We start from the raw sequence: 23,452 nt of genomic DNA, 5'->3' as shown, positions 1-23,452 counted from the left end.
ACCAAACCGCAACTTCAACGTACTGGAAAGTCGCAAGATTCCCATTGCACCAGGCCTTTCCGGCCAATTGTAAACTTTTCCGTCCAACGTCCTGGTGACACCCATCACCACGATCATTAACATTATGGTTGCATTCGAATGATACGAACCCTAACATTTTGAGCCATTCGATAACGAATGGAACTTCGTCAAGGAAAGAGATGTCTGGTCTAAACACCACCTTCACCACCCCTGATGCAACGGACGCCGTCGAGTTGCATGCCCTGGTCAAGAACTCGCCCCCGCTGGATCCCAACTCGCTTTACTGCAACCTGCTGCAGTGCAGTCACTTTGCCGACACCGCCATTGCCGCCCGCCAGGACGGCCGCCTGATCGGGTTTATCTCCGGTTACCGGATCCCCGAACGCCCCAACACCCTGTTTGTGTGGCAGGTGGTGGTCGCTGCCGAGGCGCGCGGACAGGGGTTGGCGCATCGAATGTTGTGCCAGCTTCTGGCGAAGCCCGCCTGTCGTGACGTTTCCTTCCTGGAAACCACGATCACGCCGGATAACGACGCCTCCTGGGCACTGTTCAAGCGACTCCAGCGCACTCTGGAGTGCGACGGTAAGGAATCGGTGCAGTTCGACCAGCAACGCCATTTCCAAGATCAGCATCAGACCGAGATGCAGTTCCGTATCGGCCCATTTACTCAACAAAAGGTGATTTCATGACTCCGTTTGATCAGCTTGAATCCGACGTTCAAAGCTACGCCCGCTCATTCCCCGTAATGTTTGGTCGCGCCCAGGGTGCCTGCCTGTTTGATCAGGAGGGCAAGCGCTATCTCGACTTCCTGGCGGGCGCCGGAACACTTAACTACGGCCACAACAACCCGGTGCTCAAAGAGGCGCTGCTGGAGTACATCAACAATGATGGCGTAGCCCACGGTCTGGACATGCACACCGAGGCAAAGGCGCAGTTCCTGGACACCTTTCAGTCGCTGATCCTGGCGCCCCGGGAGATGAACTATAAGCTGCAGTTTACTGGTCCCACCGGTGCCAACGCCGTTGAAGCCGCGATGAAGCTGGCCCGCAAGGTCACCGGTCGCAGCAACATCGTTGCCTTCACCAACGGCTTCCACGGCTGCACCCTGGGTGCCGTTGCCGCCACGGGCAACCAGCACCACCGCGGCGGTGCCGGCGTGGGCCTGGGTAACATCACCCGCCTCCCCTACGAGGGCTATGCCGAGGGTGTCGACAGCCTGGCGCTGTTTGAGACGATGCTGGACGATGGCAGCTCCGGCCTGGACCACCCTGCGGCGGTTCTGCTGGAGGTGATCCAGGGTGAGGGTGGCCTGAACTGCGCCACCAAAACCTGGCTGCAGCGCCTGCAGAAGATCTGTCGTCGCCACGACATCCTGTTGATCGCCGATGACATTCAAGCTGGCTGTGGCCGCAGCGGTCACTTCTTCAGTTTCGAAAATACCGGCTTTGAGCCCGACATCATCACCCTCTCCAAGTCCCTGTCCGGATTCGGCCTGCCCTTTGCCCTGGTGCTGATGAAACCGGAACTGGACTGCTGGAAACCCGGTGAGCACAACGGCACCTTCCGGGGCAACAACCACGCCTTTGTTACCGCGACGGCCGCCCTCAACCACTACTGGCAGGATGGTGCCTTCCAGTTCGAGATCCAGAAAAAGGCCAAGTGGCTGGCCCAACGTCTGGACAGCATCAATGCCAGCGCCGGCGGGATCTTTACCCGTAAGGGCCGCGGCATGATGCAGGGACTGGCCAGCCGCTCCGGTGATCTGGCAAGCAAGATCTGCGCCGAGGCGTTCCAGCGCGGCCTCATCATCGAGACCTCCGGCGCCGACGGCGAGGTGATCAAGTGCCTGTGCAGCCTCACCATCACCCAGGCGGAGCTGGAGGAGGGACTCAACATCCTCAGCCAGAGCGTGAATGCCGTGCTGGAACAAGAAAATCGCAAAGTATCCTGAATTTCATTTGAGCAAAGGATTGACACTATGATCGTTCGTAACCTGCAAGACGCCAATAAGAGCCAACGTCGCATCGTCAGCGACAACTGGGAGAGCACCCGCCTGCTGCTGAAAAACGACAACATGGGCTTCTCTTTCCACATCACCACCATCTACGCCGGTACCGAGACTCCGATCCACTATCAGAACCATCTGGAGTCGGTCTACTGCATCAGCGGCGAAGGAGAGGTGGAAACCTGTGACGATGGCAAGGTGTACCCCATTAAGCCGGGCACCATCTACATCCTCGATAAGCACGACAAGCACCTGCTCCGGGCCAAGAGCGACATCCAGTTCGCCTGCGTTTTCAACCCCGCCCTCAACGGCAAAGAAACGCACGACGCCGATGGCGTCTACCCGCTGGAGGCGGAAGAGGTCACCGCCTAAAAGAGGCGAAATAGGTCAGCCTCCCTCTCAGGAGGCTGACCCTTAATCCAAAGACCCCCGCCCGTTCGCCATCCCAGGTCCAATCTAAGGAGAGAAGAGATCCGCATGAGTCATACCGTAGAAAAAATCGGTGGCACCTCCATGAGTGACTACCAGGCCGTGCTCAATAACATCATCCGCCCCAACCAACCGGACGCGTCCCTCTATGGCCGTATCTTCGTTGTCTCTGCCTACGGCGGGGTGACCAATGCCCTGCTGGAGCACAAAAAAACCGGTGAGCCCGGTGTTTTTGCCCACTTCGCTTCCGATGATAACCACTGGTCCTGGGTGGGAGCACTGGCCAAGGCCGGAGATGCCATGCAGGCGATCAACGACCGGCTCTTTACCGATCCCTCCCTGCAAGCACAGGCCGACCAGTTCATCACCGAACGGATAGAGGGGGCACGCAGCTGTATGACGGATCTGCTGCGCCTGACCTCCTACGGCCATTTCAACCTCTCCGGGCAGCTGCAAACTGTTCGCGAGTTGCTCGCCTCCCTGGGGGAAGCGCACAGCGCCTTCAACCTGGCACTGCTGCTGCAGGCGGAGGGGGTCAACGCCCGCTTTATCGACCTCACCGGCTGGCGCGATGCGGATCTGCAACCCCTGGATGACAAAATCACCCAGGCGTTTGCCGAAATCGATCCCGGCAAGGAGCTGCCGATCGTCACCGGCTACGCCCAATGCCAGGAGGGGTTGATGAACACCTTTGACCGGGGCTATTCGGAGATGACCTTCAGCCGCATCGCCAGCCTGACCGGGGCACGTGAGGCGATCATCCACAAGGAGTACCACCTCAGCAGCGCCGATCCCAACATCGTGGGTGTCGATGAGGCGGTGCCCATCGGCCGCACCAACTACGATGTGGCGGATCAACTGGCCAATCTGGGGATGGAGGCGATCCACCCGCGAGCTGCCAAGGGGCTGCGCAAACAGGGGATCCCGATCCGGGTCAAGAACACCTTCGAACCGGACCACAGCGGCACGCTGATCGATACCGATTACGTCTCCCAGGAGCCCTGTGTGGAGATCATCGCTGGGCGTCAGAACGTGGTGGCGATCGAGCTTTTTGACCAGGACATGGCGGGCGAGCGCTCCATCGAGCCGCAGATCCAGGCCATTCTGGAGCAGTTCAAGGTTCGGGTTCTGGGCAAAGACCTCAATGCCAACAGCATCACCCACTATGTGGATGCCGGGCTGAAGAAGGTTCGCCGCGTGGTGGAGGGACTGCAACAGCACTTCCCCGGTGCGGAGTTCAGCACCCGCAAGGTGTGCATCGTTTCTGCCATCGGCAGCGACATGACCATCCCCGGTGTCCTCTCCCGTTCGGTATCCGCCCTGGCCGAACACGACATCGGCGTCGTGGCGCTGCAGCAGACCATGCGCCAGGTGGAGATCCGCTTCGTCATCGACGACAAAGAGTACGCCGAAGCGGTCAAGGCGCTGCACCGCTGCCTGATCGAGCCCCACAACCATGAGTACGCGATCTGTGCTGCCTAAAATTTTGTTACTGACCCTACTGCTCCTCACCACCTCTGCCGGGGCTTTGGCCAACGAGCCCCCGGCAGAGGCTCCGTCAGAGGCTCCTGAAGACGCGATACAAGCCGAGGCGCAGCATCGCCTAGAGCAGCGTGTCGAGACGCTGGAGGCTCCGCTCTACACCCCCTTCATCGAGCGCTATCTGATCGACGAGGTGAAATCGCTGCGCACCGAGTTGCAGGGGCAACGGGCGGAGTTTCTCTCCACCCTCAACGAGCGGGAACTTCGCCTGGCCAACCACTCGGTGACCTACGCGACGGATACCGTCACCTACTTTTTCTACCTGGTAGCGGGCGTCTCCTCGCTGCTGGTGCTGGTGGGCTGGACCTCCATCCGCGACATCAAAGAGAAAGCGCTGGTGCTGACCGATCAGGAGGTCACCAAGTTGATCAGCCGCTATGAGAAGCGCCTCAACTCTGTCGAGGAGCAACTCTCCGCCAAGGAGGTGTTGATCACCGCCAACGCCGAAGCGCTGGAGCAGACCAACGAGGTTCACGCCCTCTGGCTGCGGGCGAGCCAGGAGTTCAGCGAAGAGGCGAAAATCGCGGTCTACGATCAGATCCTCAAGCTGCGCCCGGACGATGTGGAAGCGCTCTCCTACAAGGCCGATGCGGTGCTGGAACTGGGTGAGCCTAAGTGGGCCGCCAACCTCTGCCACCAGGCTCTGCAGCAGGTGCCGGATAACGCCCATGCGCTCTACCAACTCGCCTGCGCCTGTGCTTGCCTGAAGCAACTGGACGACGCCAGTCGCTACCTGGAACAGGCGATCACCCTCTCTCCGGAGTACCTGGATTCCGCCCGCAAAGACCCCCAGCTCAAACCATTGGAACAGGGTGGCCAGTTGAATCAAATCGCTGAAAACCTGAGCTCGCCCGGCACGGAGGCTTCGTGACCATCAGTACCAGTTTTTTCCTGTTTATGGCCGGCTTTCTTATTGTCGGCCTGCTCTCCTACCTGAAGAGCCGTGGCACCGCCAGCGACTACTACCTGGCCAGCCGAAGCGTGCCGCCCTGGCTGGTGGGCCTTTCCGCCGTTGCCACCAACAACAGCGGCTACATGTTCATCGGGGTCATCGGTTACACCTACGTGGCGGGATTCAGTGCCCTGTGGCTGATGTTTGGCTGGATCACCGGGGATCTTATCGCCTCCCTGCTGGTGCACCGGCGCCTGCGCGAAGCCACCGAGCAGACCGGTGCCGTAAGTTATGCCGGTCTTCTGGCCAGTTGGGACGGGACAGATCGCCCTGCCCTGCGTCGCAGCATCGCACTGCTGAGCTTACTCTTCCTGACCACCTATGCTGCCGCGCAGCTGCTGGCCGGCAGTAAGGCGCTGCAGGTGCTTCTGGAGTGGCCCCACTATGCCGGCGCCTTCATGGGCGCCACCCTGGTGGTGATCTACTGCCTGGCCGGCGGGATCCGTGCGTCCATCTGGACCGACGCGGCCCAGTCCATCGTGATGATGGTCGCCATGGGACTGCTGCTGTGGGTCGCCACCACCGAGATGGGCGGCCCAGAAGGGGCCTTGCAGGCGATGCGGGAGGTGCCGGGCTTTACGAACTGGACGCCGGAAGAGCTCGCCTTTCCCGGTCTGGCCGGTGGTATCGCCTTCGCCGTCAGTTGGCTCTTTGCCGGACTCAGCGTCATGGGTCAGCCCCACGTGATGGTACGCTTCATGACGCTGCAGCGGGCAGATCAGCTGGTGCGCGTTCGCCTCTGGTACTACCTCTGGTTTCTGCTGTTCTACAGCGCAGCCACCGGCGTCGGCCTGCTTAGCCGCGTGCTGCTGGCGGATCCCGCCAGTTTTGATGCGGAGCTGGCGTTGCCGATGATGGCTCGGGATCTCCTCCCCGCTCCCCTGGTGGGTCTCATTCTGGCCGGGATCTTCGCCGCCACCATCTCTACCGCTGACTCGCTGGTGCTGGCCTGCTCCGCGGCGCTGACCCATGACCTGATGCCGACACCGAAGAAAAAGCGATGGCAGTTGCGGGGGGCCACCTTTGCCATCACCCTGCTGGCCCTCGCCCTGGCCCTGGGTTTCAACCAGAGTGTCTTCACCATGGTGATCTTCTCCTGGTCCACCCTGGCTTCTGCCTTTGCCCCGCTGCTGCTGCTCTGGGTTTGGGGTCAGCAACCAACCCAGTCACAAGCTCTGCTCACCCTGTTTGGCGGCGTGCTCGCGGCCCTGGCGTGGCGCTATTTGGGACTGCACAACGCCCTTTACGAAGGGATGGTGGGGATCCTGACCGGCCTGCTGGTCTTTGCCCTGACTCTGGGCTGGGAAAGCCGACGCAGGGCCGTATCATGCTAAGACGATACATAGTAGGATCATTGGCTTGCCTTATTGAACATGGCCCCACCGGCCCCCCTGCGGGAGCCAGCACAATCACGACCCAGGGGCCCTGTCACCACAGACCGGGGGAGCCTTATGGAAAAACATGAACAGCTGCTGATCTCACTGCGCAAGGTGATCCGCGCCATCGACCTGTACAGCCGCAAGCTGAGCAAGGACGCGGGTCTCACCGGTCCACAGTTACTGGTGATGAAACAGATCGCTCAACTCGATGGGGCCATCGCCCGTCAGGTGGCCAGCGCGGTGAATCTGAGCCCCGCCACTGTGACCTCCATCATCGACCGCCTGGAGAGTCGCGGCTTGGTGCAGCGTGTACGAGATACTGCTGACAAACGCAGGGTTCAACTGTTTCTCAGCGATGAAGGAAAGGCACTGCTCGACAGCGCCCCACAGCCCCTGCAGGAGCACTTTATCCAGCGCTACCAGACGCTGGAACCCTGGGAGCAAACCCTGCTGCTCTCCTCCGTCGAGCGGATCGCATCGATGATGGATGCCGAAGAGCTCGATGCCGCCCCGGTGCTGACGGTCGGTCAGATCCAGGAGTCCTCCACTCACTGATCGGCCCGGCACCGGGGCGCCCTCACACCCGAGACTTCCGAACTAAAGAACTCAGCAACGGATTGAGATCTGCGCCATCACCGCCGCATGATCTGAGCACTGCTTGTCCCCCTCGGCGTCATTACGCAAAAGGTGATCATCCAGGGTCGTCACCCAATCCACCTGCCCAAGGCTCTGGCCATAAGCGGGATCGAAAGCGCAGGAGAGCAGCAGATGATCCAGAGTGCTGCCCACCGGCCCCCAGAAATGGGTGTAGGGCCTGGGCATCGGTCGCAGCGCCAGGGCATACGCATCCTGCAGAGCGAGTCTCTGCAGCAGGTTGCGCTGCACACTTTCCGACAATCCCTGCGCCGCAAGTGGCAAGGGAGCCCGTTTGGCCGCTTGGAACAAAGAGAGCGCTTCGGAGTCGGGACCATCGTTAAAATCCCCCATCACCACGCAGGGCAGATCCAGATCCTGCCGGTTTCGGTCTGCCACCACTAAGGCCGCCTCCGCAGTCCGCTGACGGGCCGCAAGCCAACCACTGAGCTTGGGCGCGAGCCAAAGTGGCCACCGACCATCTTTGGCGCCCTCCCCCTCCTCACCCAGCAGTTCTGCCCGCTGAGACTTTAAATGCACCACGTAGATTAGCAGCGGCCCAAAGCCCGGCACCCGGATCCGGGCGCGCAACGGCGACCGGCTGAAGGTAAAACCCGTCAGGCCCATTGCCGCCAAGGCATGATTGCAGGGCACCACAGGTGCCACCTCATCGATGGGGAATCGACTGGCCAGGGCCACCGGAGGGCGACGATGGATAAAGGCGTCTTCAACCTCCGGCGCCTGCACCGCGGCAAAATGGGGGAAGCCCAGCTCGCTCATCTGGCGCTGCAGCGCCTCCGGGCTGAACACCTCCTGGAAACCGATGATGTCCGCCTCGAGTCTGCCGATATAACGCGACAGCCAGGCCTGCTTCTGCTGCCATTGTGTTTCGGTGTAGATGTTGTGGGGGTCATAGAACGCCCCCGGTGGTGCCAGGTAGTTAAACAGGTTCAACGTGGCCAGGCGAATCACACCTTGTGTTGTCGGTTCGATGGGGCCCCCCCGGGCATCGGCATCACTCTCTTATATCACCATTGTGATCGCCGCAGGCCCCGGGGGCAACGAGGAAAATCAGGGGGATCCCTCCCCCGCACAAGCGCATACCGGCTTACCGGCCCGCTGCTTGGGCCCGGCTTTGCAACAGCTCCGTTAACAGGAGATCCCGGCTCCATTGTCCATGGGCCACGGCCTGCTCATCGTCATCACTGAGCATGAACTGTGGCTGCTTGGCAAATTGCCGTGCCCGATCCCAGTCCATCGACGGTGCGCTCAGGCGGTAATCCGTGTCCGCGTGCGCATCGAAGCTCAGGAACTGGACATCGGAACGAACAAAATCGTGCTGTTCGGAGCTGAGCTCAAACAGCTGTTCATAACGAACCAATAGCAGTTGTGGCTCCCCAGTCAACACGATCCGGCTCACCGGCGACGAGACCGCTTTACCATTCACAGACACCACCTGGATCGAGGGGTCCACCGTCAGTTGCCCGGCCAGGGCGGCAACCGAAAAAAGGCCACTGCCAAGCAGCAGCGCCAGGGTCTTTGTTCTTGTCATCACAGGTTCCTCATTCTTGACGTTCCAAAATCAGACCGGTGTTTGAGGGCGGCGGATTCAATCCGCATCAACGAAGAGGTGTCAAAATGTGTCACGCCCATCGGCGCCACTTTTTTGAGTGAAGATCAAACACTGCGGTGGCAGCCCAACAACACTGAACTATGCTTTTTTCTTTACGTGTATCCACCGTTTAGGGAATGGAGTCCTAACAGTTGGTCCCGGACGACCTCGCAGTAGTCGCTTGTTGTTGGAGAACTCGAGATGTCTTTCCGGGACTCGTTTTGGCGTCACCTCTTTTTTCTTGGACTCGCCCTCTTTACCCCCTTTCTTCATGCCCAGCTGCTTGTCAGCGGCTCGGCAGACCGCAACGGCGCAGTGCCGCTCGAAGGGGCGACTCTGGCCGCGAACCAGTACATCTTTTTCCAGCCCTCGGAATCGATCAGTCAGGTGCGCTTTTTCCTTGACCAGGGCACCGATGGCACCCTGTTCCAACGTGAAGGGATATCCCCCTACGACTTCTCCGGCACCGCCTCCGGTGGGCTCGCCAACCCCTTTATCACCAGCAACTATGCCGATGGAGCGCACTATATCGTCGCCGAGGTCACCACCACCTCAGGGGCGGTATCCCAACAGCGGGCCGACTTTGTTATCGACAATGATCTTGCCCCTGCACTGGACTTCAGCCTGACGGGGACCAGTCTGACCCTTCGAACCGGTGAAAGTGACAGCGGCAGCATCACCCTAAACAGCAGTGACGGCAGCGGTGTGGCTGCCGTCATCAGCAGTGATGCGGCCTGGTTGCAGCCTCAGCAATCCAGTGTTACCACCCCAGCAACGGTGGATTACCGCGTGGATGCCACTGGCTTGGCCCCGGGCAACTACAGCGGCGAGCTGCTGGCCCAAAGCGACGGCCTGACCAGTGGACGTTTCACCGTGGCTTTGACCGTCAGCAGTGACAGCAGCAGCTACAGCCTGCTGGTGAGCCGCTCACCTGACCGCTCAGGTGCGGTAGCCCTGGAACTGGAGACGGTCAGTGGGGAGATCTACGTGTTTGTGGCCCCGGAAGGGGGCATCGAACAGGTGCGCTTCTTCATCGATGGCGCCAGCACGCCCAGCCAAACCGAGCGCCGGGCACCCTATGACCTGGCCGGAACCCAGTCGAATGGCCTGGCCATCCCCTTCGACACCAGCGCCTTGGGCAGTGGCAGCCACAGCGTGCTGGCGGAGATTACCACCGCCGATGGTGTTGATTTGGTTGGCGCCAGCTTTGTGGTCGGCGGCGACACACCGGCATTGCAAGTCAGTCCAACCAGCCTAAGCGTCAGTACCGAGGCGGGAAGCTCGCCGACGAACCGCAACCTGAGCGTAAGCACGTCGGATGGCAGCGATCCCGTGATTGCGATCAGTGAAAACAGCGGCTGGTTTGATGCCCAGGTCGACAACAGCGGCAGCGGGGCCCTTATCACCCTGCAGTTCGCTACTGAGGCCCTGACTCCAGGAAGCTACAGCGATACCCTGTTTATCAGTGCTGACGGCTATCTTGGCCTCTCCGTGCCTGTCGATTTGACCGTCAACGGGGCTTCTAACACCTACCAGTTAATGATCAGCACCCAGGCGGATCGTAGTAGTGCCGATGTGCTTTCCGACCAAACCGTCAACGGCGATATCTACGTGTTTGTGATGCCGGAAAATGGGATCTCTCAAGCACGCTTCTTCATCGACAGTGCCACCGCCTCCGGGAGTCCGGATCAGGTAGAGAACCGGGCACCTTTCGATATGGCCGGTACCGCCAGCAATGGCGAGGCCCAACCCTTTGATACCTCAACATTGGCTGCCGGCAGTCACCCGGTCACCGTCTCCCTGGATACGGGCAGCGGCACCGAGGTTATTAGCGCCAGCTTCGTCACGGGTACAGCGCAACCCTCCCTGACCGTCAGCCCGACCAGCCTGGAGTTCACGGCCGATGAAGGGGTATCTCCGGCGCCTAAAACCCTGCTGGTCAGCCCCTCCGATGGCGCCAGTACCGTGGTCACCGCCACCGACAATGTGAACTGGCTCAGTGCCGTTGTGGACAACGGCAACAGCCCCATCAGCGTTCTGGTCCAGGTTGACAGCACCGGCCTGGCCCCGGGCAGCTACGGCGCCGAAGTGACGCTGCAGGCTGATGGCTACCTCACCAGCCGGGTTCCCGTGAGCCTGGTAATCTCCGGGGGCGGAGGCGGTGGGGGCAGCGGCGATCTCTGTGGCTTGACTCCCTGTGAGTCCATTCGCGTCACCCTGCCCTACCGTCTCGACTTCGACCAGGCAAGTGGCGGTATTGAGGATCGCCTCGGCCAGGGAACCGGTTTCACCTACCTGATGGAGAGCAGTCAGGGGGGCTACCGGCCGGCGCTGATTGATCTCAATACCCAGACCGAGCGGCTCACCCTCACTACCACACCGGGGCTCAACTTCCGCACCACCAATAGCCAGGATAACGCCCTGGGAGTGGGTTTCGCCGGTGCCAACCAGGTCGCAGAAGTGAGTGCGCGCCTGGTGGATCCGCCCAGTGGTAGCGGCAACTTCGAGCAGGCCGGGATATGGTTCGGCTACAACGAAGATCACTACGTAAAACTGGTGTATCTCTCCAACGGCAGCTCTCGGGAAGTGGAGATGTTGTACGAGTGGGAGGGGGTCGCGCAGACCAGCCAGCGGGTCGGCGTCGGGGATCTGAGCAACGACACCCTGGACCTCACCTTCATCGTGGATCCCAACGAGCTGACCCTGAGCGGACGCTACGCCATCAATGGCGGGAGCCAGAGCGAGTTGGCGCTGCTCAACCTGCCACCGGAGTTTTTCAGTTTCGATGCGGCGGGTATCGACCCCCGGATCGGCACACGCACCTTTGCTGGTGTCATGGCCAGTCATCGCAACGGCAGCGCGGCCCTGGATTACACCTTTGAGTATTTCGAGGTCAAAGCCTCCGACGGAAGCAACCCCGGCGGCGGCGGTGGCGGTGGCGGTGGCGGTAGTGGTGACTGGAGCTTCAGCAAGACCCACACCCACCCGGTGAGTTTCCCCACCTCCATGGTTTGGGGTCCTAACGGCAAGCTCTATGTTACCGAGCTGTTTGGCACCATCCATGAGCTGACCTTCAATGCGAATCGGGAGGTGATCAGCGACGTCGAGATCGACGCCCTGACCAATCTGCATGGCAATCAGCTGGCGCTGGGGATCACCGTCTATCACGACAATCCCCAGGATCCGGATGACTTCTCCCTCTGGGTGAACCACTCCAGTCCCTCCACGGACAACGGCGAGATCAACAGTGGGATCGTGACCCGGATAAGCGGCAGTAACTGGAGCAATGCCGAAGCGATGATCACCGGACTGCCCAGGGCAAAGGCCAATCACGGCCCCAACAGCCTCCATTTCGGCAGTGATGATCGTCTCTACATCGCCATCGGCGGTAACACCGGCGCCGGTGCACCGGTGGACCCCAGCATTCAGGACACGGAATTTGGTGATCGGGAGGAGCAACCTCTCTCCGCCGCCATCCTGGTTGCCGATGTTTTCGCCTCCGGGTTTGATGGTACCTGTGACAACCAGCCCGACATCTTCGCGGACAACCCCTGCGATGTCACCACCTGGGTCACCGGGCTGCGCAACGCCTACGACTTTGTCTTCCACAGCAATGGCGAGGCCTACGCGACCGACAACGGACTGGGGGTCACGGGGGCCTTCCCACCCAGCCCCTCCCCAAGCTGTTTCGGCTTCGGCGATCCCAGGCCGGTAAGCCAGGGCGGTGACAACCCTGGTGAGCAGCCCGATCTGCTGCTGCGCCTGGAGAGTGGCGCCTACTATGGCCACCCGAACCCCTCCCGGGAGGAGTGTGTATTCAAGGACGGTAGCCTGCAAAATACCAATCCCTTGCCCAACTTCGAGGAGCCGATGCTGGAGCTGGGCAGCAAGCTGTCGTCCAACGGCATCATCGAGTACCGCTCCGGCCGTGCCTGTGGCGCCCTTCAGGGTAACCTGATGTTCACCAACTACTCCCGCAACGACGGCGTCGAGCGCCTCGAACTCGATGCCAGCGGCACCAGCGTAGTGGCACGGGAGAAGCTGCCGGTGAGCATGACGGATCCCCTGGTGCTATCGGAGTACAGGGGGGATCTCTACGTCGCCGAGTTTGGTGCCGGGCAGATCGCTGTTCTGACTCTCTCCAGCGCCCCATGCTGGCTGGAGAGGAACAACGCACCACTGGCACTGCTGGATACCGGCAGCGCTCTGCTGAACGGCGAGCTGCATCTGGTAGGAGGGAAAACCCAGTCCGGTCCTCAGAACGGTCACTTTGCCTTTGACCCCGCCAGTGGCCAGTGGCGCACCTTGGCCTCCAAACCCGGTGCCGCCGTCGAGAACCCGGCTTTGGCCGCGTACGATGGGGATCTCTACCTGTTCGGTGGCTCCACCTCGCCCTTCTCCGGCGCTCAGTCCGACAGCTATCGCTACGATGCCGCCACCGACAGCTGGAGCAGCATCGCCCCCATGCCGGAGGCACTGGGCGGGATCAGGGCGGAACGGATCGGGGACGAGATATTGATCGCCGGTGGCATGAACGGCAGCGGCGACTCAGTGGACAGCCTCTGGATCTACACCCCGGCAACCGACAGCTGGCGCAGCGGCCCAAGCATGTCCCAGGTCAGGGACAACCCGGGTACTGCGGTGCTGGATGGGGAGCTTTACGTCATCGGAGGGCGGGAGCGCGCCAATGGCAGCGAAGTGGATGGCACCTTGGCCAGCATGGAGATCTACGACCCGGGCACCAACCAGTGGCGTAACGCCGATCCCCTGAGCAACGGTCGTCGCACCTTCGCCGTGGGCACCGTCAACGGCAAGCTGCAGGTTGTAGGCGGTGAGCGGGATACCGGCAGCAGCTCCGGGGTGTTCCCCGGGGTGGAGCAGTACGACCCCGCCACTGGCCAGTGGCAGGGTCTCGGTAACGCCGAGGCACCCACCCACGGTGCCGGCTTCGCCACCGTCAACGATGTGATGATCATCGCCACCGGCGGCACCGAGGCGGGCTCCTCCTTCACCAACAACACCTATCAGGTCAGTTTCGAATAGGATCTGCTAAGGTTAAAAACAGCGAAGGCGAGACTCCGGTCTCGCCTTCGCTTACCCTTGGCGCCCGGGGCGACACCCTCGTCCCGGGCGCCTCCCACCTCTTTCCGGCTCGCTTCTCGTTGGCAAAATGAAGTCCTATGACACTGCGCGAATCAGCCCGGTCGTTTCCCCTCGCGAGAAATCGGACCCGGAAAACCTCTCCCCGACCAATCCATTACTCGCGTTGGAATTACCCTAAACCCTCGCCGAAACCCAGCCCTATCCCCCCTGCAACAGAGTATCTTCTCCATCCTGCGGCTCCCCAAGCAGCTGCAACTGGGCCAGCTCACGGTACAAGGGATCCGATGCCATCAACTCATGGTGACGCCCGGTTGCCCGGATCCGCCCCTGCTCCATCACCACCAGACGATCCGCATTGATCACCGTGGCCAGGCGGTGTGCGATAATCAGCGTCGTGCGGCCCGCCATTGCCCTCTCCAGGGCCGCCTTCACCGCTTGCTCACTGACCGCATCCAATGCCGAGGTGGCCTCATCCAGCAGCAGAATGGGACGGTCCGCCAGGATAGCCCGCGCGATGGCGATACGCTGCCGCTGTCCCCCGGAGAGACGCACACCCCGCTCACCCAGCTCGCTGTCATAGCCCTGGGGTAACTGGGCAATAAACGCATCGGCATGGGCGGCGCGGCAGGCCGCGATCACCGCATCACGGGGGGCTTCGGGGCAGGCATAACGCACGTTCTCCATCACCGTCGTGGCAAACAGCGTGGGCTCCTGTGCCACCAGCGCAAACTGCTGACGCCACTGCGCCGGGTCCACCTCTGCGGCATCGACCCCATCCAGGCAGAGCTGACCTTTGCTGGGGGCATAGAATCGCATCAACAACTGAAACAGGGTCGATTTTCCCGCGCCACTGGGGCCCACCAGGGCCACCCGCTCGCCGGACCTTATGGTCAAGGTGAACTGCTTCAACACGGGCAGCGACGAGGTGGGGTAGGCGAAGTCGAGATCGTGAAAGCTCAGCGCGCCCCGGACAGGGTTGGGCAAGGAACGTGGCACCCGGGGAGCGATCAAAGTGGGGGGCTGCTGCATCAGCGCCCGCAGACGGATCGAGGCCCCCGCCGCCCGTTGCACCTCTCCCAGCACCTCGCTCAGGGTCGCCACCGCCGTGGCGACCAGCACCGCATAAAATAGAAAGGCGCTCAGCGCGCCTGCGGTGAGCACCCCCTCAAACACCCGCAAGGCCCCAAGCCAGCTGACCAGTGTGATGGCAGTGACGGAGAGGATCATCACCGAGGCGATCAGGGCGGAGCGGGCCCGTATCCGCGCCTTTGCCGCGGCCATGACGGCCTCGACATGGTGGTCAAACTGCGCCCTGTCCCTCGCCTCGTGGCAGAACGCCTGAACGGTCTGGATCCCGTGCAGGGTCTCATCAAGGTAAGCGCCCACGTCCCCGAGGCGATCCTGGCTGTCCCTGGCCAAACGCCGGACCCGACGGCCGAAGAAGAGGATGGGGCCGAGCACCAGAGGCACCGCCACCATCACCGCCATCGTCAGCAGCGGACTGGTCACCAGCATCATCACCAGGGCCCCAACCAGGGTCAGGGCGGAGCGCAGCGCCATCGACAGGCTCATCCCCACCACCGTCTGCAGCACAGTGGTGTCTGCAGTAAATCGGGAGATCACCTCCCCGGTGCGGGTGCTGGCAAAAAAATCTGGTGAGAGGGTCAACAAGCGGTCGAACACCGCCTTTCGGATGTCGGCACTGACCCGCTCCCCCAGCCAGGTCATCAGGTAGAAGCGCACAAAGACCGCCAATGCCCCAACCAGGTTAATCAGAAGGACCAGCAGCATGAGCCGGTTCAACGCCTCGCGATCGCCGCTGAGAAAGCCCTGGTCCACCAACAACCTCACCCCCTGCCCCAGCACCAGCCAGGAGGCCGAGCCCAGCAGCAGGGCCAACAGCGCCACCCACACCCGGACCCGGTAGGGCCGAAGAAATCCCCCCAGCCACCGTACCACAGCCACTGCGCCCTGCTCTGCCATGCGTTACCGCTCTCCCCAATTCCAACTCACTCTGCCCACCGTGGGCGAAGCGCCGAGTAATAGCAATCCCTCTTCTCTTCGCAGGCGCATCACGGCGGCTGTCTGCAGGGTATACTGCCCTCAGGATCGCCCCTTTGGACCCAGCACCGATGAGCCCCAGCATCAAAGTCGCCACCTTCAATGTCAGCATGGAAGCAGACAACTACCGCACCGAACCCGAAGCGGTGGCGGACCCTAGGGCGCTGCAGCGCCACCTTGCTTCCGGACGCCATCCACAGATCCGCAATATCGCCGAAATCATCCAGCGAGTCCGCCCGGATATCCTCTTGCTCAACGAATTTGATTACATCGCCGATCCTAAGCGGGGCGTCTTGGCGTTTCAGCGCCACTACCTGCAGCAAGGGCAGGGGGGCGCGGCACCCATCCATTTTCCCTACCACTACCTGGCGCCGGTCAACAGCGGGGTTCCCAGCCCTTATGACTTCGATGGTGATGGGGTTGCCAGCGGGACCGGCGGGGATGCCTGGGGGTTCGGTCGCTACCCCGGCCAGTATGGCATGGTGCTGCTGTCCCGATTTCCTATCCTGCAGGAGCAGGTTCGCACCTTCGCAAAATTCCCTTGGCACAGGCTCGCTGCCCCCCAAAAGATCACCCGAGCCGATGGCAGGGATTTTTACGATGCAAGCACCTGGCGGGCATTGCGCCTCTCCTCCAAGTCGCACTGGGACGTACCGGTTCAGATCGGCGAACATCGACTCCACCTGCTTGCGGCCCACCCCACCCCGCCGGTGTTTGACGGCCCGGAGGGACGCAACGGCGCGCGCAACTTTGATGAGATCCGTCTCTGGGCAGAGTACATCGACAACGCCCCATACCTCGTGGATGACCAGGACCGACAGGGCGGACTCCCCCCAAACCGCCGCTTTGTGATACTGGGGGATTACAACGCCTCAGCGACCGAGGGGCGCAGCCGTCCGGGCGCCATTGAGCAGCTGCTGCATCATTCACGCATCAATGCCAAGTGGGTGCCGATCTCCCAGGGTGGGGCAGCGCACAGTCCGGACAACCCCCATGGGGCCAGCCACACGGCAAGCTGGCGAGCACGGGTGGACTACGTCTTGCCTTCGAGATGGGGATTGGAAGTGCGTGATGGGGGCGTCTTCTGGCCAGCCCCCGACTCACCGCTACACCCTTTAGTGGTGAACCGCAGGGCCTCCAGTGACCATCGCCTGGTGTGGCAAACGCTGAAACTGACTCACGGCCCTGAAGGGAATGAGAGTGGGACTTGACTGCGCACTTACTTATCGGAGTCGGACTTATTGCCGCCACTGAACAGCGAGGAGAAGACATTCGCCGGATTGAAATCCTGCATCCGTTTCAACTCCTGCTGCCAACGCTGTTGTTGAGACAGCCACCCCACCATCGCCTGTTCCAGCCACTGCCCCGCCATGCCGGTCATTCGACTGTCGTAGAGACGGATGATCTCCTCCAAAAACTTGTTGGTCAGTACCGAGGCGTGCCCCTCGTTCTCCATCTCCGCCAACACCTGCAGCAGCACCTGGCGGGTAATGTCCTCACCGCTTTTGGAGTCCACCACCTGAAACGGCTGGTAGCTCTTGATGTCATCCCGGACATCCATCAGGGTGATGTACCCCTTCTTCTCGGTATCGTAAAGGCGTCGATTCGGGTAGCGCTTTATCAGTTTCATCGTGCAGTGCCGCAAAGGGTTTGTTCCAGTGTAGGGCTTTCGGCGTCCACATCCTACCCCTGGATCATGGTTGCGCTTAGCCGCCCCCCCTTTAGCGGCAGTATCAGCTAGCGGCAGTATCAGCGCCACCCACCCGCGGCGCCTGACGACAACCAGAAAAATTGTGCAGCGCACAAAAAATACTTGACCCCTGGCCAGCCAGCGCATAAATTAAACAGTGAGATTGTGCAGTGCACAATTCATGTTTTTGGCCACCAAGGAGCTAAGCCATGTTCAACGATATGAAACAGCAGTTCGAAGATGGACTGCAAAAAGCCATTGAAAATCAAGTTAAGATCAGCGAAGTCAATGTCCAGTTTGCCAATGACATCGCTCAGCGCAACAGTGCTTACCTGACGGATCTGGTGAAGAGCGGCACCGAAGTGGCCAAAGATCTGGGCGAGTGCAAAACGCCGACCCAACTGATCGAGAAGCAAACCGCTTTTGCCAACGAGCTGCGCAGCAAGACCGAGGCCTACGTCAAATCCAACGTTGACGCTCTGACCGCGCTGAGTGAAACCATCTCCAGCATGACCGGCGGCCTGTGGAGCATCCCCTCCGCTCCGACCAGCACCGGCAGCCGTCGCAAGACCAAGCCCGCCGAATAAGTCCGGTGGCACTCATAGAAACGCCCCGACCATGGTCGGGGCGTTTCTGTTTCTTCACTTCTTGTCACGCTTAAAGACTTTTCATCCCCTTGAGCGACAAGGTTTTAGCTATTGTTAGGCTGCCTTGGTGGATGAAGCCTCCTCCTTAGCCGCCTTGGGCTCCTTGGCAGTGGGCGCTTTTGCCGCCCTCTTGCCCTTCAACAGGGCCGCCAGTGCCTCCTTGTTTTGTGCCAGGTGCAGTGACACCTCCTCCACCTGCGGCTCTGACAGCAGACCGCTCTGCTCCAGAAGCTGTGCCAGGTCATCGGCCAGATCCAACATCTTATCGTAAGCGTCGGCTTCCGCCTTACTGGAAAAGGTCATCACTTCCTCCCCTTTGCGCTCCACCACATATTTGACGATCACCGCCATGTTCGCCCCCGTCCATCGTTCAGTTAAGAGCCGTTATCTTAACAATAAAACTGTATAAATAAACAGTTATGTTTGAGAGCTGACCCTGATTCGTGCCAATTCAGCGTCGATACAGGCACAGAGGCCATTGCTATGGCAAACTCTCTCTTAGCGAAACCTCGCCAGGTGTGTATTGGTTAACGAGAGAGGAGTCTGGATTAATGCAAATTTTAGTGATCGAAGATGATCCGCTTCTGTGCCATCACCTTAAGGTGAGGCTCAGCGAGATGGGCAATCAGGTTCAGGCTAGCCAAACTGCAGCAGAGGGCCGTTACCTGGCTGCCAACTACCCGATCGATGTGGCGGTCATCGATCTGGGCCTGCCGGATGAGAGTGGACTCAGCCTTATCCGCCATCTTCGTGAGCAAAACCACGCCTTCCCGATCCTGATCCTGACCGCCCGCAGCAGCTGGCAGGATAAGGTCGAAGGGCTCAACGCCGGCGCCGATGACTACCTGGTCAAGCCATTTCGTATCGAAGAGCTGGAAGCACGGATGAATGCCCTGGTGCGACGAAGCGCAGGCTTTACCAAACCGGAGATCCAGTGTGGCACTTTGAAGCTGGATCTCTCTGGACGCCGAGTCACCCTATCCGACTCGCTGCTGGAGCTCACCGCCTTCGAGTACCAGATCCTGGAGTACCTGATGCGCCACCACCAGCAGGTGGTGTCCAAACAGCGCCTTCTCGATGTGCTCTATGAGGACAGAGAAGGCGACCCCAACACCGTCGAGGTGATGATCTCCCGCCTTCGCAAAAAGCTGGTCAACGGGGGGATGGATAACCCCATCGCCACCATCCGCGGCCAGGGTTACCGGTTTAACCAGGCTTGCCAGTGATGGCTAACGCTAAAACCCCATCCACGATTTTTAGCCGGGTGATCGGAGCCAGCATGGCCCTTCTCACCCTGGCCGCAGTTGCCCTCACGGCCGCTCAACGATCCGATGATGCGCGCACGCTCTATCAACAAGCTGCGAACAGCGTCGCAAGTCAACTTCCGGCTATCAGTGAGGAACTCAAGCAGGCAGGAATACAAAAAGCGGATCTCAAGCTGCTGAGTGACCAAAACTTTCCCCCTGGCACGATTCTCTTCGCCATCTGTTCAGCGGGGGGGGAACTGCAGTTCGTATCGGAAAAGCTAAAAAAGCTTCGCCTGCCTGGCGACTGCGACACACTGACAACGATTATGGATAACGACGACTTCACTCGGCCGCTGGAGCTGTTACCGGAACGATTTTTCTACATTTTCCCTATTCCGCTTCAAACCGAAACCGGGGTCATCACCATAGTCATGGTTCGTAATGCCATGAAAGCCAAAGCCCTGTTGGACAAACACAATCAGCTATCCAACATCCAGTTGCTCTTCATTTTGCCCATTGCCTTCCTGCTGTTGACCCGCAGTGCTCGTTGGGGGATACAGCCGCTGCAGACCATGGGCAAGCAGCTCAAAGAGATCAAAAGCGGCAAGCGGCGCCGGCTCGGGGATCCGAAAGCCAAAGAGCTGGTGGCAATCAGCGCTGCGCTGAACGATCTGCTGCAGCAGGGCGAGCAGCGCAATGAAACCTACCGCAATGCGATGAAAGACCTGGCGCACAGCCTCAAGACCCGGCTCGCGGCAGTCCAGGCGATCATGGACGATAGCGCCAGCACTGAGGAGCGCCGCCGTTCAGAACTTTACGACCAGCTCAGCCAGATGGACCAGCTCATTCAGTACCAACTGCGTAAGGCAGTGATGGGGCGTCAGGGGCTGGCCCAGGAGGCGGTTGACACCCGTCCCATCGCCGAGCAACTGCAGCAGATGCTCGGCAAGGTGTACCGTGAAAAGTCGCTAGAGTGCCAACTCGACATCGATGACTCACTGAAGTTTCCTGGATCGGGCGCTGATCTTATGGAGTTTCTCGGCAACCTGATGGAGAACGCCTACCGCTTCGCCGAGGGTCAGGTTCGGGTCTCATGGCACAAATACGCCGAGGGAAGACTGCGCCTGAGCGTCGAAGACGATGGTCCTGGCATCGAGCCGGAGCTTAGAGAGCGTGTGCTGCGTCGCGGCGAGCGAGCCGATGAGCGCCACCCCGGCCAGGGGATTGGCCTGGCGGTCTGCCATGAGATCAGCCTCAGCTATGGCGGCCAACTGGTGATCGACGACTCGCCACTGGGCGGCACCCGCATCACCCTTCACCTGCCACCAATGCAGGATTTTAGCGGCGCCGAGTAAGCCGTGACGCTACCCAAGGCGAGCCAAAGCCTCTAGGATTGACTCGCCAACTCTTTGCTATAAAAATCTAATTGCAATGACTGCCCCTATCCAAGCCTCGAAAGCCTGGTGGCTCTACCTGGTGCGCACCGCCAGGGGAAGCCTCTATGCCGGGATCACCACCGACATCGAGCGCCGTTTTTCTGAGCATCAAAGCGGCGGCAGACTGGCTGCCCGGGCACTGCGGGGCAAGGGTCCCCTGGCGCTGGCGTACTCACACCCTGCCGGCACTCACAGTGAAGCGCTGAAAAAAGAGTATCGACTCAAGCGCTGGAGTAAGGCACAGAAGGAGGCGTTGATCTGCGGCGCCCGCACCTTTGAGGAGATTTGATCCGGGAGTTCGAACGCGTCCCCTACTAAGCCATTCAGCGCTCCCCCCTGGCCAAAGCGACGAATGCGTTCCCGTGCGCCACACCGGTTTTCGCCGCGCATCAGTGCACGAACAGCCCTGATCAATACAGCCGGGCCTCCCCCTCCGGGCGGGTCTTGAGCAGCTTCAGGAACCACATGTACTGGTCCGGGTGGCGGCTGATCAACCGCTCCATCTGCTGATTCAGCGCCCGCGCCTCGTCATACCGGTCCAGGGATTCGACACTGAGGGCCGGATCGATCCGGATCTGAACCCGGTCACCGACGTAGCCGCTGCTCAGAGGCAGGATCACAGCACCGCTGCAACGCGCAATGCGGCTGATCACCGGCAGGGTGGCTTTTTGCGCACCGAAGAAGGGCGCAAACTCACTCTGGCGAGGGCCATGATCCTGGTCCGGAAGATAGAAGAGGCTGTTGCCCTGTTTCAGGGCTCGGATCACCGTCGCAATCCCCATGTCCCGATGAAACAGCTCGCCGCCAAAGCGGATCCGCTGACGGCAGGCAAACCAGTTAAACACCGGGTTGCGGTGATGTTTGACAAACCCCACCATGGGCAGCCCCATCATGGTCAGCCCAACGCCAGCATGCTCCAGCGCGAACATATGGGGAACCAGGAAGATGATCGGTTTGCCGGAGTCCTGGGCACGCTGCAGGTGCCCCAGGCCCTGGATCTGGATCCGCTCGGACAAATACTCACGGCTTCGCACCGCCAGCTCCCCCATCCCAAGGGCAGTCGAAAGAAAGCAATGAAGCAAGCGGTTCAGCATCGCCTCGCGCTCTTCCCTCGACAGCTGGGGATAGCAGGCCGCGAGGTTTGCCCTGGCGATCCGCATCGGCTTGCGGCACAAGGGCCGACACAGCATAAGTAAACCGGCGGCCAGGCCCTGTCGTCCTCTCGGCGGTAGCCAGGCCAGCAAGGACAAGAATCCCACCGCCAGCCAGGCGGGCCAATATTGTGGCGCCAACAAGCGCCGATGAAATGCCACCCGATAACAAGGTGAGTCCTGCGTCATATCGCACCGTCCTGGTGTCGCTTTTATTTATGACTGCCACCATACCCCAGGGGCAAGAGCAACAACAGACAGGCAACACCCAGGCGAGCAAAGTTTGACCGGCATCGAAACACCTCTTGAACCGCCTTTCAAACGGGACTCCGGCCCCGCGCAGAGACGGGTCTAACCCTGACGTCGGTAGGGATCAGGCTCCCCTTCGGGGCGGCTCTTGAGCAGCTTAAGGATCCACATGTACTGCTCCGGATAGGGGGCGATCATCGCCTCCAGTTCCTCGTTCATTCGACGGGCATCACGGGCCTTATCACCGGAGAGCAAATCCGTCAGCGGCGCTCTAATATGCCCTTCAAAAAGACCCGTCTTCGGGTCATAGGTGGCATAGAGCGGGATCACCACAGCTCCAGTCGCTTTGACCATCATGCCCAGGCCTGGAAGCGTGGCCTTGTGCGTACCGAAAAAGCGCACATACTCGCTCTTCGCCATCCCATGGTCCTGATCCGGCAGGTAGTAAGCGAGCCGTCCCTCCCGTATCGCCGCCAACAACCGCTTGATGCCGTGCTTGCGGGTAAATATCTTGCCCGGGAAGCGGTTTCGTCCCAGCAGCATCATCCAGTCAAGCATAGGGTTCGGGTTGGGTTTCATCATGGTGGTCCAGGGCACACCCCGGGAGGTCAGCAGAACGCCGGGGAACTCGATCGCCCAAGTGTGGGGGACCATCAGCACCACGGGCCGCTTCTGTTCAAGCAGGGTCAACAGCTGCTCTTCCCCCCGAAGCTTGATCCGCTTTTCCAGGTATGCGGGGCTGCGCACCGCCAACACCCCGCTGGCGAAGATCACCTGAGCCGCACGCTCAAACATCTCATCCAGCAACTGCTCGATTCGCTGCGCGTCCCAGTGCGGAAAACAGAGCTCAAGATTGATCCTGGCCCGCCGACGGGTACCACCGGCACGTCGACCGATGAAACGACCTATCAAGGCCGCCACACGGTCCCGCAATCGGTAGGGCCAGAACGCCAGCATCAAGGCAAATAGCAACGCCAACCACAACCCCCAGTATTTCGGGTGCAAAAAGGACCATTGGAAGCGGGGCTGGTGCTGTTCAGAGGATAATAAGGACACACTGAATTCCTGATACTTAGGACCGATTATGGCCCGGATACGAAAGCAAGTCGCATAGTCTAGATAGCAGCGACAAAGACGCAAGCCACTGTTCCGGCGGCCGTGATCCCGCATCCAAGAAAAGTGAAGATAGACCAGGCGGACACCAGCCATCTAGGATGGGGCAACAAAGCGCTGCGCCTTAGGCTCCAGTTATAATTGACACCGCAGAAATCAGCGACGCACCCGATGTCCCAGTC

The 23,452-nt window shown here is 60.5% G+C and carries 20 protein-coding genes; 13 read left to right on the top strand and 7 right to left on the bottom strand.

Annotated elements, in window-relative coordinates; translation table 11 throughout:
* Positions 1-200: 200 nt before the first annotated feature.
* The 7 genes from ectA to ABD997_RS06410 all read left to right on the top strand — a co-directional run bounded on the left by ectA (position 201) and on the right by ABD997_RS06410 (position 6,883).
* Positions 201-710, top strand: a complete 510-nt coding sequence (gene ectA / locus ABD997_RS06440; protein ID WP_345316185.1) for a diaminobutyrate acetyltransferase — start codon at positions 201-203, stop codon at positions 708-710.
* A complete protein-coding gene (ectB, locus tag ABD997_RS06435; protein WP_345316184.1) occupies positions 707-1,972 on the top strand; it encodes a diaminobutyrate--2-oxoglutarate transaminase in 1,266 nt (421 codons plus the stop codon). Before ectA ends, ectB begins: the two co-directional genes overlap by 4 nt.
* A gap of 27 nt (positions 1,973-1,999) precedes the next feature.
* Complete coding sequence (locus ABD997_RS06430) at positions 2,000-2,398, top strand: ectoine synthase (protein WP_345316183.1); 399 nt, start codon at positions 2,000-2,002, stop codon at positions 2,396-2,398.
* Between the two features lie 105 nt (positions 2,399-2,503).
* On the top strand, positions 2,504-3,937 hold the full coding sequence (locus ABD997_RS06425; protein ID WP_345316182.1) for an aspartate kinase: 1,434 nt from the start codon (positions 2,504-2,506) through the stop codon (positions 3,935-3,937).
* A complete protein-coding gene (locus ABD997_RS06420; protein ID WP_345316181.1) occupies positions 3,912-4,868 on the top strand; it encodes a TPR end-of-group domain-containing protein in 957 nt (318 codons plus the stop codon). Before ABD997_RS06425 ends, ABD997_RS06420 begins: the two co-directional genes overlap by 26 nt.
* A complete protein-coding gene (locus tag ABD997_RS06415) occupies positions 4,865-6,283 on the top strand; it encodes a sodium/proline symporter (RefSeq protein WP_345316180.1) in 1,419 nt (472 codons plus the stop codon). The genes ABD997_RS06420 and ABD997_RS06415 overlap by 4 nt, the downstream gene beginning before the upstream one ends.
* Positions 6,284-6,400: 117 nt before the next feature.
* On the top strand, positions 6,401-6,883 hold the full coding sequence (locus tag ABD997_RS06410; RefSeq protein WP_345316179.1) for a MarR family winged helix-turn-helix transcriptional regulator: 483 nt from the start codon (positions 6,401-6,403) through the stop codon (positions 6,881-6,883).
* A 51-nt stretch (positions 6,884-6,934) separates the two neighbouring features.
* On the opposite strand, the gene ABD997_RS06405 is transcribed toward ABD997_RS06410, so the two are convergent.
* Together ABD997_RS06405 and ABD997_RS06400 are read right to left on the bottom strand one after the other, a co-directional pair.
* The gene (locus ABD997_RS06405) at positions 6,935-7,933 is read right to left on the bottom strand and encodes an endonuclease/exonuclease/phosphatase family protein (protein WP_345316178.1); all 999 of its coding nucleotides are present in this window, start codon (positions 7,931-7,933) and stop codon (positions 6,935-6,937) included.
* Between the two features lie 136 nt (positions 7,934-8,069).
* Entirely contained in the window at positions 8,070-8,513 is a 444-nt protein-coding gene (locus ABD997_RS06400; protein WP_345316177.1) for a DUF2057 family protein, read from the bottom strand.
* Between the two features lie 261 nt (positions 8,514-8,774).
* Between ABD997_RS06400 and ABD997_RS06395 the strand changes: the two genes are divergently transcribed.
* On the top strand, positions 8,775-13,616 hold the full coding sequence (locus tag ABD997_RS06395; RefSeq protein ID WP_345316176.1) for a Kelch repeat-containing protein: 4,842 nt from the start codon (positions 8,775-8,777) through the stop codon (positions 13,614-13,616).
* A 258-nt stretch (positions 13,617-13,874) separates the two neighbouring features.
* Here ABD997_RS06395 and ABD997_RS06390 read toward each other — a convergent pair whose 3' ends face one another.
* A complete protein-coding gene (locus ABD997_RS06390) occupies positions 13,875-15,659 on the bottom strand; it encodes an ABC transporter transmembrane domain-containing protein (RefSeq protein ID WP_345316175.1) in 1,785 nt (594 codons plus the stop codon).
* Between the two features lie 149 nt (positions 15,660-15,808).
* Here ABD997_RS06390 and ABD997_RS06385 point away from each other — a divergent pair, with 149 nt between their 5' ends.
* Positions 15,809-16,948, top strand: coding sequence for an endonuclease/exonuclease/phosphatase family protein (locus tag ABD997_RS06385; protein WP_345316174.1), 1,140 nt, complete (start codon positions 15,809-15,811; stop codon positions 16,946-16,948).
* Between the two features lie 8 nt (positions 16,949-16,956).
* On the opposite strand, the gene phaR is transcribed toward ABD997_RS06385, so the two are convergent.
* Positions 16,957-17,367 carry a polyhydroxyalkanoate synthesis repressor PhaR gene (phaR, locus tag ABD997_RS06380; RefSeq protein WP_345316173.1) on the bottom strand — a complete coding sequence of 137 codons (411 nt, stop codon included), beginning with the start codon at positions 17,365-17,367 and terminating at the stop codon, positions 16,957-16,959.
* Positions 17,368-17,636: 269 nt separating this feature from the next.
* On the opposite strand from phaR, the gene ABD997_RS06375 reads away from it, so the two are divergent.
* Entirely contained in the window at positions 17,637-18,014 is a 378-nt protein-coding gene (locus ABD997_RS06375; protein WP_345316172.1) for a phasin family protein, read from the top strand.
* A gap of 114 nt (positions 18,015-18,128) precedes the next feature.
* Here ABD997_RS06375 and ABD997_RS06370 read toward each other — a convergent pair whose 3' ends face one another.
* A complete protein-coding gene (locus ABD997_RS06370; protein WP_345316171.1) occupies positions 18,129-18,425 on the bottom strand; it encodes a YebG family protein in 297 nt (98 codons plus the stop codon).
* 200 nt (positions 18,426-18,625) lie between these two features.
* On the opposite strand from ABD997_RS06370, the gene ABD997_RS06365 reads away from it, so the two are divergent.
* The 3 genes from ABD997_RS06365 to ABD997_RS06355 all read left to right on the top strand — a co-directional run bounded on the left by ABD997_RS06365 (position 18,626) and on the right by ABD997_RS06355 (position 21,046).
* A complete protein-coding gene (locus ABD997_RS06365) occupies positions 18,626-19,300 on the top strand; it encodes a response regulator (protein WP_345316170.1) in 675 nt (224 codons plus the stop codon).
* Between the two features lie 53 nt (positions 19,301-19,353).
* Positions 19,354-20,676 (top strand): ATP-binding protein, encoded by a 1,323-nt coding sequence (locus tag ABD997_RS06360; RefSeq protein WP_345316169.1) that lies wholly within the window; start codon positions 19,354-19,356, stop codon positions 20,674-20,676.
* A 76-nt stretch (positions 20,677-20,752) separates the two neighbouring features.
* Positions 20,753-21,046, top strand: coding sequence for a GIY-YIG nuclease family protein (locus ABD997_RS06355; RefSeq protein WP_345316168.1), 294 nt, complete (start codon positions 20,753-20,755; stop codon positions 21,044-21,046).
* 121 nt (positions 21,047-21,167) lie between these two features.
* On the opposite strand, the gene lpxM (ABD997_RS06350) is transcribed toward ABD997_RS06355, so the two are convergent.
* Entirely contained in the window at positions 21,168-22,097 is a 930-nt protein-coding gene (gene lpxM, locus ABD997_RS06350; protein ID WP_345316167.1) for a lauroyl-Kdo(2)-lipid IV(A) myristoyltransferase, read from the bottom strand.
* A 162-nt stretch (positions 22,098-22,259) separates the two neighbouring features.
* Positions 22,260-23,213, bottom strand: coding sequence for a lauroyl-Kdo(2)-lipid IV(A) myristoyltransferase (gene lpxM / locus ABD997_RS06345; RefSeq protein ID WP_345316166.1), 954 nt, complete (start codon positions 23,211-23,213; stop codon positions 22,260-22,262).
* Positions 23,214-23,452 lie beyond the last annotated feature (239 nt).

The sequence above is a fragment of the Ferrimonas gelatinilytica genome (assembly GCF_039544205.1).
In the GTDB taxonomy this organism is placed as follows: domain Bacteria; phylum Pseudomonadota; class Gammaproteobacteria; order Enterobacterales; family Shewanellaceae; genus Ferrimonas; species Ferrimonas gelatinilytica.
Note: the sequence above shows the minus strand (reverse complement) of the source record. Positions and strands in the feature narration are given on the sequence as shown.